The organism is Pseudomonas sp. GW821-FHT09C10 (assembly GCF_059418085.1).
Map to the genome: position 1 here is coordinate 52663 of NZ_JBWKPE010000015.1, position 15921 is coordinate 68583.

The window sequence follows — 15921 nt, forward strand, 5'->3', positions numbered from 1 at the left end:
CGGGCGTGAATGATCGATTAAATCGATTTGTCCCGTGCATCCCAGTATTGCCGGGCCAATGCGAACGCCTGTTCCCGTGGGTGGCCGAGGCCGCGCAAGGCCAGGGCCATGGTGGCGATCAGCGCCAGTTGCGGGTAGCTGTCCTCTACGTCGCCGCGCCACACGGCCTTCAAGTGTTCAGGCTCCAGGGTTGCCGGCTTGACGTGGCGCTGGTCGGAGAGGGCAGGCCATTCTTCATCCCAGCTTTCGCCACCGGTGGTGCCATAGAGGTGGCTGATCGTGTCGGGGTTGATCTCGACTTCGCCGCCGTCGCCCTTGACCACGATCACATGGTCGCCAAGCAGGCCGCTGGCATCGCGGTGCACGCCCTGGTAACCGGGGTGGAAAATGCTTTGCAGGCCGCAGCGCGCATTCAGCGGGTTGAGCAGGCGCGCCAGGGAGTGGATCGGCGAGCGCAGGCCCAGGGTGTTGCGCAGGTCGATCATGCGTTGCAGTTGCGGCGCCCAGTCGCCCAGCGGGATAAACGCCAGGTTGCCTTGTTCAAACGCCGTCCCGACCTGCTGCCAATTGCGGCACAGCGGGATGTGCAGGGTTTCGAGCAATTGTTCGGTGTACAGCCGGCCCGCCGTGTGTGCGCCGCCGCCGTGCATGAGGATGCGCACGCCATGTTGCGCCAGGCACTTGGCCGCCAGCAGGAACCACGGCAGGTGGCGCTTCTTGCCGGCGTAGGTCGGCCAGTCGACATCCACATTCAGTGCGGGGGCGTCCAGGCGTTCACGCACGGCTTGGGTAAAACCGGCGAGTTCTTCCGGGCTTTCTTCCTTGTGGCGCAGCAGCATCAGGAAGGCGCCGAGCTGGGTGTCTTCGACTTTTTCGTCGAGCAGCATGCCCATGGCTTCGCGGGCCTCTTCGCGGGTGAGGTTGCGCGCGCCGCGCTTGCCTTTGCCCAGGATGCGCACGAACTGCGCAAACGGATGCTCGGCAGGGGTTTCAAGGGTCAGTGGGGCAAAGTCGGTCATAAGCAATTCGTCGGCCGGGGCAGGCCCGCCAGCTTGGCGGCGAGTTTGGCGGGAGTGCCGTTGAACAGTGTGTTGAGGTGCAGGCTGTTGCCCTTTTCAGGGCCCAGCTTCAAGGCGGTGTACTTGATCAGCGGGCGCGTGGCGGGGGACAGCTGGAATTCGGCATAGAACTGGCGCAGCAGCTCGAGGATCTGCCAATGGTCCGGGGTCAGCTCCAGGGCCTCGGCGGCAGCCAGGGCCTCGGCCACCTCAGGGGACCATTCGTTAAGGTCGACGAGGTAGCCGTCCTTGTCCAGCTCGAGGGTGCGCGCGCCTACGGTCAGGGTGTTCATAGCCAGGTGTTGACCTTGCTGTAGTCGAGCGACAGCTGCACGAAACCCGGGTAGTCCACGCTGTCGGCCCAGTCCGGCAGCGGCAGGTTGCGCGCCTGCATGTCTTCCGCCAGCACGAACACCTTCACGCCCTTGGTGCGCAGGGCCGGGTTGTGCAACCCGTAGGCGCCATCGCCGCAGAGCAGGATCGCATCCTCGGCGCCGCAGATACGCAGGCAACTGGCGAGGCGGCTATCGGTAAAAGGAGAGTGAGATACCACATGTAAAGTCGACATCAGAGGGTTATCACCTGGTCGTAACGGTCAATCAGCCTGGAGATCGCTTCGCTGTCCAGCGACTGGGCATTGGCCGGCTGCGTCAGCCCGCGCTCCCCCAGGCTATGGTGGCAGGCGAACACGTCATCGATGCCGAACAGGCCCAAGGCCTGCAGGTTAGCGCTGAGGTCCTTTTGCTGCACGGCCTTGGCGTCCTGGTGCGGCGCCAGTTGGAACACGCCGTCATCCATGAACAGCACGCCGATCGGCAGATCAAACGCGCCCCCGGCCAGCACGATATCCAGCGCTTCGCGCGCGCTCGGCCCGGACCAGGGCGCCTGGCGGCTGATCACTAGCAAGGATTTGGACATGTCACGGCCCTCCAAAACAGATCAGGCGGTCGGCGGCCTGGGCGGCGTCGTGCAATTGACCCAGGCCCGACAACGCCCAGGGCGCATCCAGGTTGGTCGCGCTGCGTTGATAGCGCGTGGCTTCCTCGGCATTCAGCACGCCACGACGCAAGGCGGCAGCGATGCACACCACGCCATCGAGTTGATGCGCATTGACCAACTCGTGCCATTGGCGGGCAATGTCCTGCTCATCCTGGGGTGCCACGAGGGTGTTGGAGGCGTTGTAGACGCCGTCCTGATAGAAAAACAGCCGCACAATCTCATGCCCGCCGGCCAACGCTGCCTGTGCAAACAGCAGGGCGCGGCGCGAGGAGGGCGCGTGGGCGGCGGAAAACACTGCAATCGCAAACTTCATGGAACACTCTGCAAGCAAACGTGGGGCAATGATAAAGCCGCCGCCACGAAAAAGCCCGCCATGATCAAAACGGTCACCCTCGATGATCGTTCTGACGATTGCCGGTAGGCGCCAGGCTGCCTAGTCTGTGGCAATCCGAAACCCAAATGGAATCTCCATGTCAGGTCCCTTGGCGTCCCTCAAAGTGCTGGATTTTTCCACCTTGCTGCCCGGCCCGTTTGCTTCCTTGATGCTGGCGGACATGGGCGCCGAGGTACTGCGCATCGAATCTCCCACGCGCATGGACCTGCTGCGGGTGCTGCCGCCCCATGACCGGGGGACTTCGGCCAGCCATGCCTATCTCAATCGCAACAAACGCAGCCTGGCGCTGGATTTGAAGCAGGCCCCGGCGCTGGAGATCGTGCGCGAACTGGTCAAGGACTACGACATTGTCCTCGAACAATTCCGCCCCGGCGTGATGGAGCGCCTGGGCCTGGGGTACGAGGCGCTGAAGGCGATCAACCCGCGGCTGATTTATGTGTCGATCACCGGTTACGGCCAGACCGGGCCCTATAAGGACCGCGCCGGGCATGACATCAACTACCTGGCGTTGGCCGGGGTCGCCAGTTACACCGGACGCCGGGACAGCGGGCCACTGCCCTTGGGCGTGCAGTTGGCGGACGTGGGCGGCGGTTCGCTGCATGCGGTAGTGGGGCTGCTGGCGGCCGTTATCGCCCGTCAGCAAAGTGGGGTCGGGCAATACCTGGATGTGAGCATGACCGATTGCTCGTTCAGCCTGAATGCCATGGCCGGCGCGGGTTACCTGGCGTGTGGGGTGGAGCCTGAGCGAGAGGCCCATGTGCTCAATGGCGGCAGTTTCTATGACTATTACCGCTCGCGGGATGGGCGCTGGATGGCGGTGGGCAGTCTGGAACCGGCTTTCATGCAGCAATTGTGTGAAGCGTTGGGCCGCCCGGAGTTGGCCGCGCAGGGCTTGAAGCCTGAGCAGCAGCCGGCGCTTAAGCAGGCCTTGCAGGTGGAGTTCGAGAAGCGCAGTTTCGAGCAGTTGTGCGAGCTGTTTGCCGGGGCGGATGCCTGCGTGGAGCCGGTGCTGACGCTCAGCGAAGCCGTGGCCCATCCGCAACTGAAGGCGCGGGCGCTGGTCAGCCAGGTGCCCAGGGGCGACGGCTCGAGCCAGGCGCAGATGGCCTGCCCGTTGAAGTTTTCGGAAGGGTTGCCAGCGCCCCGGCACATTGGCGTCGCCGTGGGCGCGCACAGCGATGAAGTGTTGGCGGAGCTGGGCTTGAGCCCGCAGCGCATCAGCGAGCTGCGCAGCTCCAAGGTGATTATGTAGTGGCTGGGCGGACGCTATCGGGAGCAAGCCCCCTCCCACAGGTTGATCGTATTCACAGGCCTGAATGTGGGAGGGGGCTTGCTCCCGATGAGGCCTTTATTCCACCCTGGTTTCGCCGGTAAACACCAAGGTCTGCCGACACCGCCTGCACAGATACCTCCGCCCCTGAGCCACCATGCCATGGCGTTGCGATGAAAACGGGAAGTCGCTGTCGGCACACGGGCACCGGTAGATATAACGGGTCACCTGGCGACGCTTCACGGCATAGGTGTGGCAACGGTCGGGCGGCAGTTCGTAGACCCCACGCATGATCAGTTGCCATTCCTCGCCATGGGGCTGGATGCGCTCGCCAAACAATTGGTGGGCAATCAGGTGTGCCACCTCATGGGCCACGGTCTGTTTCAGGAAGTGTTGGCTGTTTTCTCGGTACAACTGTGGGTTGAAGCGCAGCAGGTTCTCGTGCAAATGCGCGACACCGGCCTTCTGGCCCCGCAGCTTGAGGCTGACCTGGGGGCGTTTGAAGCTTCGTTTGAAAAAGGATTCGGCTTGCAGGAAACAATCTTCGACGCGGGTATTGAGTTGCTCGGGCATGCTGTACATATCTCCAGAGACGTCCAGTATGCCGCAAAACCGAGTGTTTCCGAATCTGTCAGGCGCCGAATGGTCATCCATCACGTACAAAGCCACCTTGCGGTGGCCTTGCCTTTGCCATTGAACGGGTCAGTTCGTGTAGATCGGCCCCACGCCCAGGCCCCAGACAATCACGGTAAACGCCATGATCGCCACCAGCACCACCAGCCCTACGGCCAGTATGGAACTGGAAAACAGGAAGCCTTCATCCGGGTCGATGCTCATGAAGGTCGGTACGCCGACATACAGCAGGTACACCGTGTAGCAGATCGCCGCAGTGCCCACCACCATGCCCAGCCACATATGCGGGTAGAGCGCCGCCAGCCCGCCGATGAACAGAGGTGTCGCGGTATAGGTGGCAAACGCCACGCACCGCGCCATGCTGGGGTTGGCGTCGTAGGTGCGAGCCATCCAGTGAATGAACGCGCCCATGACCGCGACGCCGCCGAGCATGGCCGCGTAGGACATGAGAGTCATCCACAGCGCACTTTCCTGGGTCAGCATGACCGGGGAGCGGTTGCCGATGACCCAGCCGACCTGGGTGGTGCCGATAAAAGCCGATACGGCGGGGATCGCCGCGAGAATCAAGGTGTGAGTGAGGTACATGTGGCCGATGCTTTCTTCTTTATCGCCACGAATTTCCCGCCATTCCTGGTCGGGATGGGTAAACAGCCCCACGACGTGATGGATCATGCCAGTCACTCCTGTCGTTATTACCATCGCCCCCCATCGGAGCGCCCACGGGCCAAATGGCCACAAAGGTCTGGATATATGTGTGCGACCTCAAGTCGCAGTATAGGAAGGGATGACCGGAATAACCGTAAGGCCTTTAGAGCAAATTGCGCTGTAAACAGGGGGCATAATCGCGGCGGGGTCTTTTACTGTTAGCCCTTTAGCTGTTTTTTTTGCGTAAAATACCCGGCTTTTCGTCACACACCTCCAGCGGATCCAAGCGCCATGGGCACTCTTACGGTCAACCAGAACAAACTGCAAAAACGCCTGCGCCGCCTGGCCGGTGAGGCAGTCGCCGATTTCAACATGATCGAGGACGGCGACAAGGTCATGGTCTGCCTCTCCGGCGGCAAAGACAGCTACACCATGCTCGACGTGCTGCTGCACCTGCAAAAGGTCGCGCCGATCAAGTTCGAGATCGTTGCCGTCAACATGGACCAGAAACAACCGGGCTTCCCCGAGCACGTGCTGCCGGCCTACCTCAAGGCGCTGGGCGTCGAGTACCACATCGTTGAAAAAGACACCTATTCGGTGGTCAAGGAACTGATCCCTGAAGGCAAGACCACCTGCTCGCTATGCTCGCGCCTGCGCCGTGGCACGCTCTACACCTTTGCCGATGAGATCGGGGCGACCAAGATGGCCCTGGGTCATCACCGCGACGATATCGTCGAGACCTTCTTCCTCAATATGTTCTTCAACGGCTCGCTCAAGGCCATGCCGCCCAAGCTGCGTGCCGATGACGGGCGCAACGTGGTGATCCGCCCGCTGGCGTATTGCAACGAGAAGGACATCCAGGCCTATTCCGACTTCAAGCAATTCCCGATCATCCCGTGCAACCTGTGCGGCTCCCAGGAAAACCTGCAGCGCCAGGTGGTCAAGGACATGCTGGTGGATTGGGAGCGCAAGACCCCCGGGCGTACCGAAAGTATCTTCCGCAGCCTGCAGAACGTGCAGCCGTCGCAATTGGCCGACCGCAACCTGTTCGACTTCACCAGCCTGAAAATCGATGAGACTGCCGCGCCGCGTTTCGTCAATGTTGTGAACCTCTGAGCTCATTCAACGCTCTGACACACGGCGCTCGCGGGCGCCGTTTTCAATTCCATTGCCAGCATTCAACAGCAGGAGAGGGCATGCGCGATTACAAGTGGCTGCACGAATATTGTCTGAACCGCTTCGGTTCAGCGGCCGAGCTGGACGCCCACCTGCCGGTGCCCAAGACCCCGGCGCAATTGCGCAAGATCAGTGATGATCGCTACCTGTCGACCTTGGCGCTGCGCGTGTTTCGCGCCGGCTTGAAACACAGCGTGGTGGATGCCAAGTGGCTGGCCTTCGAGCAGGTGTTCTTCGGCTTCGACCCGGAAAAAGTCGTGCTGATGGGTGCCGAGCACCTGGAGCGGCTGATGCAGGACACGCGCATCATTCGTCACCTGGGCAAGCTCAAGAGTGTGCCGCGCAATGCGCAGATGATCCTGGACATCGAGCAGGAAAAAGGCAGCTTCGGCGCATTTATCGCCGACTGGCCGGTGACCGACATCGTCGGGTTATGGAAATACCTGAGCAAGCACGGTCATCAGCTGGGCGGGCTGTCGGCCCCGCGCTTTTTGCGGATGGTGGGCAAGGATACTTTTGTGCCGAGCGATGACGTGGTGGCGGCATTGAATGCGCAGAAGATTGTCGACAAGGCACCCACCAGCCTGCGCGACCTGGCCACGGTGCAGGCTGCGTTCAACCAGTGGCATGCCGAGAGTGGGCGGCCGATGTGCCAGTTGTCGATGATGCTGGCCTATACGGTGAATCACTGACGGGGTTCTAGGGTGTGGCCAGCCGGCGGTTCAACTGGTGCCGCCAGCGCACATACAGCAGCGCCGTGCAAAACACCGCCAGGCTGGCCAGCATCTCCAGCACCCCGAACCACTGCCGGTTCGGGTCATACGCCGCCAGCGCGCCCTTGATGAAATACAGGTTCACCGCAAAGCACATCCACGAATGCCCGCGCGCGCTGCCGATGATCATCCCCGGCGCCAGCACCAGCAGCGGCACCAGTTCGATCAGCAGGATCACCCACGGGCGTGCCCCGTGCAGGTCGGCGACGAACAGGTAGTACCCGCACAACAAACCCACCAGGGCGAAAAACGCCAGCAGGCTTAACGCGCGTGCCGCCTTGACCCGTGGCTCCAGCCACGCTTGCGGCGGTAGGACCTTAGGCTTCCTGGCCACGGCCGTTCTCCAGCAGCGTGGCGGTCTTGGCCAGGCGCAGGCCCAGGGCCCGGCACAGGGTAATTTCATGCGGGTCGAGCAGGCGCTTGCCATCCGGCCCCGCATGGTGGCTGGCGCCGTACGGTGTGCCGCCGCCCTGGGTGTCGAGCAGTGCCTGTTCGCTGTAGGGCAGGCCAGTGATCAGCATGCCGTGGTGCAGCAGCGGCAACAGCATCGACATCAGCGTGGTTTCCTGGCCGCCATGCAGGCTGGCGGTGGAGGTGAACACCCCGGCCGGCTTGCCGACCAGCGCACCGGTGAGCCACAGGTTGCTGGTGCCATCGAGGAAGTACTTGAGCGGCGCGGCCATGTTGCCGAAGCGCGTCGGGCTGCCCAGGGCCAGGCCCGAGCAGTTTTTCAAGTCATCGAGGCTGGCGTACAGCGCGCCTTCGTCCGGGATGCTCGGCGCCACGGCTTCGCATTCGGTGGAGATCGCCGGTACGGTGCGCAGCCGCGCTTCCATGCCGCCTTGCTCGATGCCCCGGGCAATCTGCCGAGCCATTTCGCTCACCGAGCCATTGCGGCTGTAATACAACACCAGCACATACGGCGCAGTCACGGCAGGATCTCCAGTACGTTCTCTGGCGGACGGCCAATGATGGCTTTATCGGCGGTTTCCAGGATCGGGCGTTCCATCAGCTTGGGGTGTTCGGCGATCGCGGCGATCAACTGCGCTTCACTGAGGCTGGCATCGGCCAGGTTGAGGGCCTTGTATTCGTCTTCGCCGGTGCGCAGCAGTTGGCGGGCACTGATGCCCAGCTTGGCCAGCAGTGTCTTCAATTGTGCGGTATTCAGCGGAGTTTCCAGGTAACGCACCACGGTGGGGGCGAGGCCTCGGGCTTCCAGCAGTTCGAGCGCACCGCGGGATTTCGAGCAGCGCGGGTTGTGATAAAGCGTCAGATCGGTCATGTGCGGGTCGCATCTTGCGTAAGGTGGCGGGTATTCTACCTGCGCGGCGTCCTGTCCTTAAACCGTAAGAGGCGATAGGTCGCAGCCAACGTTCATTTTTGCGAAGGAATACCCCATGACAAGGCGACTGATCGGTGCATTGGCGATCATCACAACCCTGCTGCTCAGCGGCTGCGGCAATGACTACGGCGTTGACCAATACGGCCAGAAGGTCGCGGCCGAGCGCCTGGATAAACAGTGGCTGGTGGTCAACTACTGGGCGGAATGGTGTGGCCCGTGCCGTACGGAAATCCCTGAGCTCAACGCCCTGGCGGAACAGTTGAAGGGGCAGGGCGTGGGGGTGTTCGGGGTCAACTTCGACAATGTGCAGGGTGCAGAGCTGAAGGAAGCCAGCGACAAACTGGGGATTAAGTTCACCGTGCTGGCACAGAACCCGGATGGGATCTTCGAGATTCCGCGCAGCGAAGCGTTGCCGGTGACCTATATCATCGATGACAAGGGCAAGGTGCGCGAGCAGTTGATGGGTGAGCAGACGGCGGAAGGGGTGCTGGCCAAGCTCAAGGCTTTGCGCGGCTAGAGTATTGTCCTCGATCAAATGTGGGAGGGGGCTTGCCCCCGATAGCAGTGTGTCAGTCAATACATCAGTGACTGTTACACCGTCATCGGGGGCAAGCCCCCTCCCACATTTAAATCTCACCAACCTGTAGATCGGTGGAATCAGCCCTCTTCGAGCCACAGGCGAATCGGCTTGCCTTCGGCCGGCCAGAAGCGGGTCTGCTCGATCGGCGAGATGTCCCAGCGCTGTACGCCTTGCAGGGCCTGGAAGAAGCGCTGTTCCTGCTCCATCAGGGCCTCGGCGCAGAGCTTGCGGGTGCTGCCAAGCTTGCCGAAGCTGAGCTTGTCGCCCTCAAGGGTGTACGGCGCGAACCAGTGGTTGCAACCGCCGTTGCCGTAGGCACGCCCATCGGCGCCGAGGGTGACGGTCAGGTGTGCGTAATCCATCAACGGCCGCTCACCAATCCACTCCACCACGTAGCTGTGATCCTGCTTGAGCTTGGCCGCGTCACCGGCGCAGCCACTCAGGGCCGCACCGACGGCGGCGAGCAGAAGCAGGCCTTTCATTGCCCGGCCTTCTGGCATTTCGGGCAACGGTGCTTGTCGCCTTCGCTGGACCAGCCCAACTCGGCAATGCGTGCATTGGCGGCCGGTTGCAGCGGCTCCTTGGTCAGCTTGGTTTCCACCGCGAATTCAAACTCCAGCACGGTGTCGCAGCTGTCGCAGTTGACCTTCCAGGTGTGAATCTCCAGCTCGCCGAACTTCGGCCCGCGGGCCATGGCGACCCACTGGCCGGCAGGGCGGATGGAGTAGCGCGCGTCACCTTCGACGGTAAGACGCATGGACAAGGTTTTACTGCCGCGCAGGGTGACGATCAGCACGTCGTCGTGCTTGATCGAGCCACCGTTGCCGGTGACCTGGTAACGGCCCGGCACCAGGGCACGGCATTCGATCAGGGTGTGTTGCGGGCTCAGCAAGCTGAAGCGGAAATCGTGTTCGGCCATGGATCCTCCAAATAGGCGCGGCATCCTATCACGGGTGCCTGCTGATCATGAGCCTGGTATGTGACCGCTGATCATCCTTCGACTAGGTTCTGCGCCCGGCCATCGGCCCATGCCGCAATATTGGCCAATGTGGTGCCGGCAATCGCCGCCAGGGCTTCGCGGGTGAGGAACGCCTGGTGTGCGGTGACGATCACGTTGGGGAAGGTCAGCAGGCGCGCGAGCACATCGTCCTGCAAGGGCAGGTCGGAGCGGTCCTCGAAAAACAGCTGGGCTTCCTCCTCGTACACATCCAGCCCCAGGTAGCCGAGCTGGCCGTCCTTGAGTGCTTCGATCAGCGCCGGCGTGTCGACCAGGCCACCGCGACCGGTGTTGATCAGCATGGCGCCGGGTTGCATCCGCGCCAGGGAGTGCGCATTGATCAGGTGCTTGCTGTCGGCGGTCAGCGGGCAGTGCAGGCTGATGATCTGCGCCTGGGCCAAAAGCTCAGGCAGGCTCACATAGTCAGCGCCGAGGGCCTGGACCTGCGGGTTGGGGAACGGGTCGTAGGCGAGCAGCCGGCAACCGAAGCCCGCCATGATCCTGGCGAACGTGGCGCCGATCTGGCCGGTGCCGACCACGCCGACAGTCTTGCCCACCAGGTCGAAGCCGGTGAGGCCATGCAGGCTGAAATCGCCGTCGCGGGTGCGGTTGTAGGCGCGATGCAGGCGGCGGTTGAGGGCGAGGATCAGGGCCACCGCGTGTTCGGCGATCGCATGGGGCGAATAGGCCGGGACGCGCACGATGGTCAGGCCCAGGCGTTTGGCGGCAGGCAGGTCCACATGGTTGTAGCCGGCCGAACGCAACGCGATCAACCGCGTGCCGCCCTTGGCCAGGTGTTCCAGCACTGGGGCGCTGAGGTCATCGTTGATAAAGGCGCAGACCACTTCGTGGTGTTCGGCCAGGGCAACGGTGTCGAGGTTGAGCCGGGCGGGTTGGAATTGCAGTTCCAGGCCGCGCGGCAAGGGTTCGCCGAGGAAACTGTCGCGGTCGTAGGTCTGGCTGCTGAAAAGAATCACGCGCATCAAAGGCTTCCTTTTTGATGAATTCAGGCGCTGACCCGTGCTTCACTGGCCAGCCGTGCAATGGCCATGTCCAGTTCATCCAGCGCGGTCATGGCCTTGGCGTCGTCCTGCTTGAGCAGGGTTTCGGCGCGCTGGCAGGCGGCGCGCAGTTGCGGCACGCCACAGTAGCGGGTGGCGCCGTGCAGGCGGTGGACACGTTCGATGAGGGCCAGGTTGTCCTTGGCCTCGCGGGCGACGTGAATGGCCTGGCGGTCGGCTTCCAGGGAGGCCAGCAGCATGGCCAGCATGTCGGCCGCCAGATCGGTCTTGCCGGCGGCCAGGCGCAGGCCTTCCTCGTGGTCCAGCACCGGCAATTGCACCCCGGGGCCCAGGCCTTCGACGGCGCGCTCCGGCACCTGGTTGCGCAGGGCCAGGCCGGTCCATTTCAGCACCACCTGGGCCAGTTGCCGTTCGCTGATGGGTTTGGTCAGGTAGTCGTCCATACCGCTTTGCAGCAGGGCGCGCTTTTCGTTGGCCATGGCGTGGGCGGTGAGGGCGACCACCGGCAAGGGCGTGCCATGGCGCTCGCTTTCCCACTGGCGGATCGCCTCGGTGCTCTGGCGTCCGTCCATGCCCGGCATCTGCACGTCCATCAGCACCAGGTCGAAGGTGTCCTGTTTCACCGCGTCGACCGCTGCGTAGCCGCTTTCCACTGCACGGACCTGCGCGCCCATGTCTTCCAGCAGGGTTTGCACCAACAGCAGGTTTGCCGGGTTATCGTCGACACACAGCACACGCGGCGCACGGCTGGACAACGGCTCGCCCGGTTCACTGCGTGACGGCCGCGGGCTGATCAGGTCGGACAGGGCACGGCGCAGCTTGCGGGTACACGCCGGCTTGGCCTGCAACTGGCTGTTGGGGTTGGGGACCGACTCGTTGAACAGCATCTGTTCGGTGGTGGGGCACAGCACCAGCACTTTGCAACCCAGGTGTTCGAGGTCCCACAGGTGCTGGTTGAGGCGCTCGGGCGGAATATCGTTGGCGGTCACGCCGAGTACCGCGAGGTCGATAGCCTGCTCGGTCTGGTGAGCGCTGGTGATGCCGTTGGTCAGGCTTTCCAGGGTATTGAACGGCGTCACTTCCAGGCCACAGTCTTCCAACTGGTGCTGCAGGGCCTGGCGCGCCAGGTCGTGGTTTTCCAGCACCGCCACGCGATGGCCCAGCAACGGCGCGCAGGGCAGGTCTTCGACGTCGTCGCGGGTCTTGGGCAGGTTCAGGCTGATCCAGAACTCAGAGCCTTCGCCCGGCGTGCTGTCGACGCCGATTTCACCGCCCATTTGTTCGATCAGGCGCTTGGAAATCACCAGGCCCAGCCCCGTACCGCCGGGCTGGCGCGACAGTGAATTGTCGGCCTGGCTGAACGCCTGGAACAACGCCCGCACGTCCTGGCTGGACAGGCCGATGCCGGTGTCCTGCACGCTGATGCGCAGTTGCACGCTGTCTTCCTGCTCGTCCTCGATCATCGCCCGGGCCACGATGGTGCCTTCGCGGGTGAACTTGATCGCATTGCTGATCAGGTTGGTGAGGATCTGCTTGAGCCGCAGCGGGTCGCCCACCAGCGCCAGCGGCGTGTCGCGGTAGACCAGGCTGACCAGTTCCAGCTGCTTGGCATGGGCGGCGGGGGCGAGGATGGTGAGGGTGTCTTGCAGCAAATCCCGCAGGTTGAAGGGGATGCTGTCTAGCACCAGCTTGCCGGCCTCGATCTTCGAGAAATCGAGGATCTCGTTGATGATGCCCAGCAGGTTGTCGGCGGATTTTTCGATGGTGCCCAGGTAGTCCAGCTGGCGCGGGGTCAGCTCGCTTTTTTGCAGCAGGTGAGTAAAACCGAGTATGCCGTTGAGCGGCGTGCGGATTTCATGGCTCATGTTCGCCAGGAACTCGGACTTGATGCGGCTGGCCTCCAGGGCCTCCTTGCGCGCCAGGTCCAGCTCGATGTTCTGGATCTCGATGGTTTCCAGGTTCTGGCGCACGTCTTCGGTGGCCTGGTCGATGCTGTGCTGCAGTTCTTCCCGGGCATTTTGCAGGGTTTCGGCCATGCGGTTGATGCCCGATGCGAGCTGATCCAGCTCCTGGCTGCCCAAGGGTGGCAAGCGGGTTTCCAGGTTGCCGTCCTTGAGCTGGGCCACCGCTTGCTTGATCAGGCCAATCGGCGCGTTGATCGTACGGCTGATGCGCAAGGCCAGGGCCGCGGTGCAGATCAGGCCGATGGCAATCAGCAGCAGGCTGGCGAACAGGCTGCGATAGCCGCGCAGCAACATGCCGTTGTGGGACAGCTCCACCTCGACCCAACCAAGCAGGCGATCGGCTTCATCGGGGATCAAATCGCCCGCCAGGTTGCGATGGCGACCAAACACCGGCAGCAGGTAGCGCGTGGCGTCGTTGCCGGTGCGCTGCAGCAGGTGGGAGCTGTTGCCCACCGGCGGCTGGTTGAGCATGGTCGGGCCGGCGTGGGCCAGGGGCGTGCGGTCCGGCGCGAGGAACGCCACGGTGCGCACGTCCGTCTGTTCCAGGGATTGGGTGGCGATACGCTCCAGCAGGTCGGTATTCCTGCTGCCCATGGCCGGAGCCACCAGGGGCGCCAGCTGCTCGGCGATCATTTCGCCGCGTTGCAGCAACTGGGCCTGCAACTCCGAGAGCTGCATCCAGGTGAAGTACCCTCCCAACAACAAGGCCATCAGGCTGGTCGGTAATAAGGTCAGCAACAGTACGCGGCCTTTTATCCCCATTCTTTTAAGCACGCCACTCTCCTGCTACCACACTGATATCAATCTTCCGCGCCGGCATCCGGCCCGCGCCACCTGCGCAGTGTAGCCATTTGCGCGGCCTGGAATCTTGCAAATTAATGACAGAGGGCAATCTTCGGGCCGTTGGACGCCGTGTGGCGATTGCCTGCGGCGGGGTTATCTTGAATAATCAGTGATTGAGAATGACTTGCAGACGCTAATGAATCCCGCGGCAGTTGGCCTACCCCGTATCCTCACAATTGAAGATGACCCCGTGCTGGGTGCCTATGTGCACGAGCATTTGGGGCGCTGTGGTTTCCAGGTCACCTGGTGCCAGAACGGTCAGCAGGGCCTGGAGATGGCGCGCGACCAGGCATTTGACGTGGTGTTGATGGATATTCTGCTGCCGGGCCTGGATGGCTTGTCGATCCTCACCCATCTGCGCCGGAGCCATTCGATTCCGGTGATCCTGATGTCGGCCCTGGGCGCTGAAACCGATCGCGTCAGCGGTTTTCGCCTGGGGGCCGATGATTACCTGCCCAAACCCTTCAGCATGGTTGAGCTGCGCGTGCGTATCGAAGCCATCCTGCGGCGGGTGGCCCTGGATCGGCGCCCGTTGCCGACCCTTGCGCCAGTGCGCGAGGATACCCGCACCCTGCGTTTCGACGATGAGCTGTGCGATGTTTTTCATCAAGGCCACTGGGCGGGCCTGACCCGCAGCGAATATCGCCTGCTGGAAACCCTGCATCGCAACGCTGAAGAAGTCCTCAGCAAAGCCTTCCTCTACCAGCACGTGTTGCAACGGGGTTATGCGCCCCATGATCGCAGCCTCGACATGCATATCAGCCAGATCCGCCGCAAGCTCAAGGCCATCGGCTACACCGAGCGTGAGGTGCGCACGGTGTGGGGCAAGGGCTATGTGTTGAGCGGTCACGACGATGGGCTTTGAGGCATCGCTGAAACGGCTGCCGGGCAGGCACTCGTTATTCTGGAAACTTGCCTGCCTGCTGATCGCCTTCTGTTTGCTGATGATCTGGCTCAGTTGGTCCTGGGGCCGGTACATGGAGCAAAAGAACGCCTACCTGTCCGATGAGGCCAGGAGCACCTTGAGTGGTTATGCAGTCGGCGCCGAGCAGGCCTGGAACCAGGGCGGCAATGCCGGCGTCGATGCGTGGCTGCAGGCAATGGGCAAGCGCGAAAGCACGTGGATCGGGGTAATCGGCAATGACTTGCAGTCGTTGAGCAGCTATCCGCTGACTGACACGGAAAGCCAGCGCCTGACCTTCCTACGGGGCCTGGACTGGCCGGTCAGCCGCCACGTCAAGGGGTTGCCGTGGTTGAAGATCCCGTTTGCGGTGGATCCGGGCGCCGGTTCGCTGGTGATTGAACTGCCGCAGCGCTTTATGCCGGGACGCTACCAACTGTTCTGGCGGGTGCTGACCAACGGCGTGATTCCCGGTCTATTTACCTTGTTGCTGTGCATCGGCCTCTATCGGCTGCTGATCATGCCCCTCAATCAACTGCGCGAGCAGGCCAACGCATGGCGTGCCGATCAATTGAATACGCGGATGTCCCACGACGCCACCAGCCGCCAGGACGAATTGGGCGAGCTGGGGCGCGCGTTTGATCATATGTCCGAGCGCTTGCAGGGTACGGTGATGCTGCAACAGCAGCTGTTAAGGGACATGTCCCATGAACTGCGCACGCCCTTGAGCCGTTTGCGGGTGGCCTGTGACAGTGAGCAGGATCTTGCGCGCCTGCGTGAGCGGCTGGGTCGGGAGATCGACGCCATGCAGCGCCTGGTGGAAGACAGCCTGCAACTGGCCTGGCTGGATACCGAGCGGGCGCCGCTGCCCAAAGAAGATATTCAGGTGCAGGCGCTGTGGGACATGCTGCGCGAGAACGCGTGCTTTGAAAGCGGTTGGCCGGCATCGCGGCTGCCCTGCCTTCTGGGCGCCGACAGTTGGGTGAGGGGCAACCTGAATGCCCTGGCCCAGGCCCTGGAGAATATCCTGCGCAACGCCATACGCCATTCCCCGGCGGAGGGGGTCGTGTGCCTGGATGGCTGCCGCGAGGGGGAGTATTGGCACCTTTGGTTGGAAGACCAGGGCGGGGGAATCGATGAGCAGGATCTGGAGCGAATCTTTGCGCCGTTTACGCGGCTGGACGGTTCGAGGCCCGGTGATGGTGGCTTCGGGCTGGGCCTGAGCATCGCGCGTAATGCCGTGCAACGCCAGGACGGCAGCCTGTGGGCGGAAAATACCGGCCAGGGCTTGCGTGTGCACCTGCGGTTGCCGGCGCGATAGGTC

General features: G+C 62.8%; 20 protein-coding genes. 6 read left to right on the forward strand and 14 right to left on the reverse strand.

Features of this window, described 5'->3' with window-relative positions:
- Positions 1 to 17 precede the first annotated feature (17 nt).
- Genes AC07OT_RS24610 through tusD form a run of 5 tightly spaced genes read right to left on the reverse strand, consistent with a single transcriptional unit; the run spans position 18 to position 2370 of the window.
- Positions 18 to 1019 carry a glycosyl transferase family protein gene (locus AC07OT_RS24610; RefSeq protein WP_495109270.1) on the reverse strand — a complete coding sequence of 334 codons (1002 nt, stop codon included), beginning with the start codon at positions 1017 to 1019 and terminating at the stop codon, positions 18 to 20.
- Positions 1016 to 1351, reverse strand: a complete 336-nt coding sequence (locus AC07OT_RS24615) for a TusE/DsrC/DsvC family sulfur relay protein (protein ID WP_495109271.1) — start codon at positions 1349 to 1351, stop codon at positions 1016 to 1018. The genes AC07OT_RS24610 and AC07OT_RS24615 overlap by 4 nt, the downstream gene beginning before the upstream one ends.
- Positions 1348 to 1626: a sulfurtransferase complex subunit TusB gene (gene tusB / locus AC07OT_RS24620; RefSeq protein ID WP_092488792.1), complete on the reverse strand. Its 279-nt coding sequence runs from the start codon at positions 1624 to 1626 to the stop codon at positions 1348 to 1350. The genes AC07OT_RS24615 and tusB overlap by 4 nt, the downstream gene beginning before the upstream one ends.
- Positions 1626 to 1976, reverse strand: a complete 351-nt coding sequence (tusC, locus tag AC07OT_RS24625; RefSeq protein WP_495109272.1) for a sulfurtransferase complex subunit TusC — start codon at positions 1974 to 1976, stop codon at positions 1626 to 1628. Before tusC ends, tusB begins: the two co-directional genes overlap by 1 nt.
- A 1-nt stretch (position 1977) precedes the next feature.
- A complete protein-coding gene (tusD, locus tag AC07OT_RS24630) occupies positions 1978 to 2370 on the reverse strand; it encodes a sulfurtransferase complex subunit TusD (protein WP_495109273.1) in 393 nt (130 codons plus the stop codon).
- A 157-nt stretch (positions 2371 to 2527) separates the two neighbouring features.
- On the opposite strand from tusD, the gene AC07OT_RS24635 reads away from it, so the two are divergent.
- Positions 2528 to 3703, forward strand: coding sequence for a CaiB/BaiF CoA transferase family protein (locus AC07OT_RS24635; RefSeq protein ID WP_495109274.1), 1176 nt, complete (start codon positions 2528 to 2530; stop codon positions 3701 to 3703).
- A 96-nt stretch (positions 3704 to 3799) separates the two neighbouring features.
- On the opposite strand, the gene AC07OT_RS24640 is transcribed toward AC07OT_RS24635, so the two are convergent.
- Together AC07OT_RS24640 and AC07OT_RS24645 are read right to left on the reverse strand one after the other, a co-directional pair.
- Entirely contained in the window at positions 3800 to 4294 is a 495-nt protein-coding gene (locus tag AC07OT_RS24640) for a SprT family zinc-dependent metalloprotease (protein ID WP_027606355.1), read from the reverse strand.
- A 129-nt stretch (positions 4295 to 4423) separates the two neighbouring features.
- Positions 4424 to 5026: a Yip1 family protein gene (locus AC07OT_RS24645; protein ID WP_027606356.1), complete on the reverse strand. Its 603-nt coding sequence runs from the start codon at positions 5024 to 5026 to the stop codon at positions 4424 to 4426.
- 264 nt (positions 5027 to 5290) lie between these two features.
- On the opposite strand from AC07OT_RS24645, the gene ttcA reads away from it, so the two are divergent.
- Both ttcA and AC07OT_RS24655 read left to right on the forward strand, forming a co-directional pair.
- Positions 5291 to 6115 carry a tRNA 2-thiocytidine(32) synthetase TtcA gene (gene ttcA, locus AC07OT_RS24650; RefSeq protein ID WP_065940057.1) on the forward strand — a complete coding sequence of 275 codons (825 nt, stop codon included), beginning with the start codon at positions 5291 to 5293 and terminating at the stop codon, positions 6113 to 6115.
- Between the two features lie 80 nt (positions 6116 to 6195).
- Positions 6196 to 6867: a DNA-3-methyladenine glycosylase I gene (locus tag AC07OT_RS24655; protein WP_495109275.1), complete on the forward strand. Its 672-nt coding sequence runs from the start codon at positions 6196 to 6198 to the stop codon at positions 6865 to 6867.
- A gap of 7 nt (positions 6868 to 6874) precedes the next feature.
- On the opposite strand, the gene AC07OT_RS24660 is transcribed toward AC07OT_RS24655, so the two are convergent.
- The 3 genes from AC07OT_RS24660 to arsC are packed head-to-tail and all read right to left on the reverse strand — an operon-like array spanning position 6875 to position 8230.
- On the reverse strand, positions 6875 to 7282 hold the full coding sequence (locus AC07OT_RS24660; RefSeq protein ID WP_065940056.1) for a DUF2069 domain-containing protein: 408 nt from the start codon (positions 7280 to 7282) through the stop codon (positions 6875 to 6877).
- The gene (gene wrbA, locus AC07OT_RS24665; RefSeq protein WP_027606360.1) at positions 7266 to 7880 is read right to left on the reverse strand and encodes an NAD(P)H:quinone oxidoreductase; all 615 of its coding nucleotides are present in this window, start codon (positions 7878 to 7880) and stop codon (positions 7266 to 7268) included. Before wrbA ends, AC07OT_RS24660 begins: the two co-directional genes overlap by 17 nt.
- Complete coding sequence (arsC, locus tag AC07OT_RS24670; RefSeq protein ID WP_495109276.1) at positions 7877 to 8230, reverse strand: arsenate reductase (glutaredoxin); 354 nt, start codon at positions 8228 to 8230, stop codon at positions 7877 to 7879. Before arsC ends, wrbA begins: the two co-directional genes overlap by 4 nt.
- Before the next feature lie 115 nt (positions 8231 to 8345).
- On the opposite strand from arsC, the gene AC07OT_RS24675 reads away from it, so the two are divergent.
- Positions 8346 to 8807 (forward strand): TlpA disulfide reductase family protein, encoded by a 462-nt coding sequence (locus tag AC07OT_RS24675; RefSeq protein ID WP_032889653.1) that lies wholly within the window; start codon positions 8346 to 8348, stop codon positions 8805 to 8807.
- 140 nt (positions 8808 to 8947) lie between these two features.
- Here AC07OT_RS24675 and AC07OT_RS24680 read toward each other — a convergent pair whose 3' ends face one another.
- From AC07OT_RS24680 to AC07OT_RS24695, 4 genes are all read right to left on the reverse strand, one after another.
- On the reverse strand, positions 8948 to 9352 hold the full coding sequence (locus AC07OT_RS24680) for an META domain-containing protein (protein WP_027607328.1): 405 nt from the start codon (positions 9350 to 9352) through the stop codon (positions 8948 to 8950).
- Positions 9349 to 9789 carry a hypothetical protein gene (locus AC07OT_RS24685; protein WP_065940053.1) on the reverse strand — a complete coding sequence of 147 codons (441 nt, stop codon included), beginning with the start codon at positions 9787 to 9789 and terminating at the stop codon, positions 9349 to 9351. The genes AC07OT_RS24680 and AC07OT_RS24685 overlap by 4 nt, the downstream gene beginning before the upstream one ends.
- Before the next feature lie 71 nt (positions 9790 to 9860).
- Positions 9861 to 10850, reverse strand: coding sequence for a 2-hydroxyacid dehydrogenase (locus AC07OT_RS24690; protein ID WP_065940052.1), 990 nt, complete (start codon positions 10848 to 10850; stop codon positions 9861 to 9863).
- Positions 10851 to 10873: 23 nt separating this feature from the next.
- Positions 10874 to 13627, reverse strand: a complete 2754-nt coding sequence (locus tag AC07OT_RS24695; RefSeq protein ID WP_065940051.1) for a response regulator — start codon at positions 13625 to 13627, stop codon at positions 10874 to 10876.
- 205 nt (positions 13628 to 13832) lie between these two features.
- Between AC07OT_RS24695 and AC07OT_RS24700 the strand changes: the two genes are divergently transcribed.
- Together AC07OT_RS24700 and AC07OT_RS24705 are read left to right on the forward strand one after the other, a co-directional pair.
- Entirely contained in the window at positions 13833 to 14561 is a 729-nt protein-coding gene (locus tag AC07OT_RS24700; protein ID WP_065940050.1) for a response regulator transcription factor, read from the forward strand.
- Positions 14551 to 15918, forward strand: coding sequence for a sensor histidine kinase (locus tag AC07OT_RS24705; protein WP_141155363.1), 1368 nt, complete (start codon positions 14551 to 14553; stop codon positions 15916 to 15918). The genes AC07OT_RS24700 and AC07OT_RS24705 overlap by 11 nt, the downstream gene beginning before the upstream one ends.
- The last annotated feature ends 3 nt before the right edge of the window (positions 15919 to 15921 follow it).

Bases quoted from the DNA above. Each gene is read 5' to 3' on its own strand.
- AC07OT_RS24610 (WP_495109270.1), bottom strand. From the start codon at position 1,019: ATGACCGACTTTGCCCCACTGACCCTTGAAACCCCTGCCGAGCATCCG.
- AC07OT_RS24615 (WP_495109271.1), bottom strand. From the start codon at position 1,351: ATGAACACCCTGACCGTAGGCGCGCGCACCCTCGAGCTGGACAAGGAC.
- tusB (WP_092488792.1), bottom strand. From the start codon at position 1,626: ATGTCGACTTTACATGTGGTATCTCACTCTCCTTTTACCGATAGCCGC.
- tusC (WP_495109272.1), bottom strand. From the start codon at position 1,976: ATGTCCAAATCCTTGCTAGTGATCAGCCGCCAGGCGCCCTGGTCCGGG.
- tusD (WP_495109273.1), bottom strand. From the start codon at position 2,370: ATGAAGTTTGCGATTGCAGTGTTTTCCGCCGCCCACGCGCCCTCCTCG.
- AC07OT_RS24635 (WP_495109274.1), top strand. From the start codon at position 2,528: ATGTCAGGTCCCTTGGCGTCCCTCAAAGTGCTGGATTTTTCCACCTTG.
- AC07OT_RS24640 (WP_027606355.1), bottom strand. From the start codon at position 4,294: ATGCCCGAGCAACTCAATACCCGCGTCGAAGATTGTTTCCTGCAAGCC.
- AC07OT_RS24645 (WP_027606356.1), bottom strand. From the start codon at position 5,026: ATGATCCATCACGTCGTGGGGCTGTTTACCCATCCCGACCAGGAATGG.
- ttcA (WP_065940057.1), top strand. From the start codon at position 5,291: ATGGGCACTCTTACGGTCAACCAGAACAAACTGCAAAAACGCCTGCGC.
- AC07OT_RS24655 (WP_495109275.1), top strand. From the start codon at position 6,196: ATGCGCGATTACAAGTGGCTGCACGAATATTGTCTGAACCGCTTCGGT.
- arsC (WP_495109276.1), bottom strand. From the start codon at position 8,230: ATGACCGATCTGACGCTTTATCACAACCCGCGCTGCTCGAAATCCCGC.
- AC07OT_RS24675 (WP_032889653.1), top strand. From the start codon at position 8,346: ATGACAAGGCGACTGATCGGTGCATTGGCGATCATCACAACCCTGCTG.
- AC07OT_RS24680 (WP_027607328.1), bottom strand. From the start codon at position 9,352: ATGAAAGGCCTGCTTCTGCTCGCCGCCGTCGGTGCGGCCCTGAGTGGC.
- AC07OT_RS24685 (WP_065940053.1), bottom strand. From the start codon at position 9,789: ATGGCCGAACACGATTTCCGCTTCAGCTTGCTGAGCCCGCAACACACC.
- AC07OT_RS24690 (WP_065940052.1), bottom strand. From the start codon at position 10,850: ATGCGCGTGATTCTTTTCAGCAGCCAGACCTACGACCGCGACAGTTTC.
- AC07OT_RS24700 (WP_065940050.1), top strand. From the start codon at position 13,833: ATGAATCCCGCGGCAGTTGGCCTACCCCGTATCCTCACAATTGAAGAT.
- AC07OT_RS24705 (WP_141155363.1), top strand. From the start codon at position 14,551: ATGGGCTTTGAGGCATCGCTGAAACGGCTGCCGGGCAGGCACTCGTTA.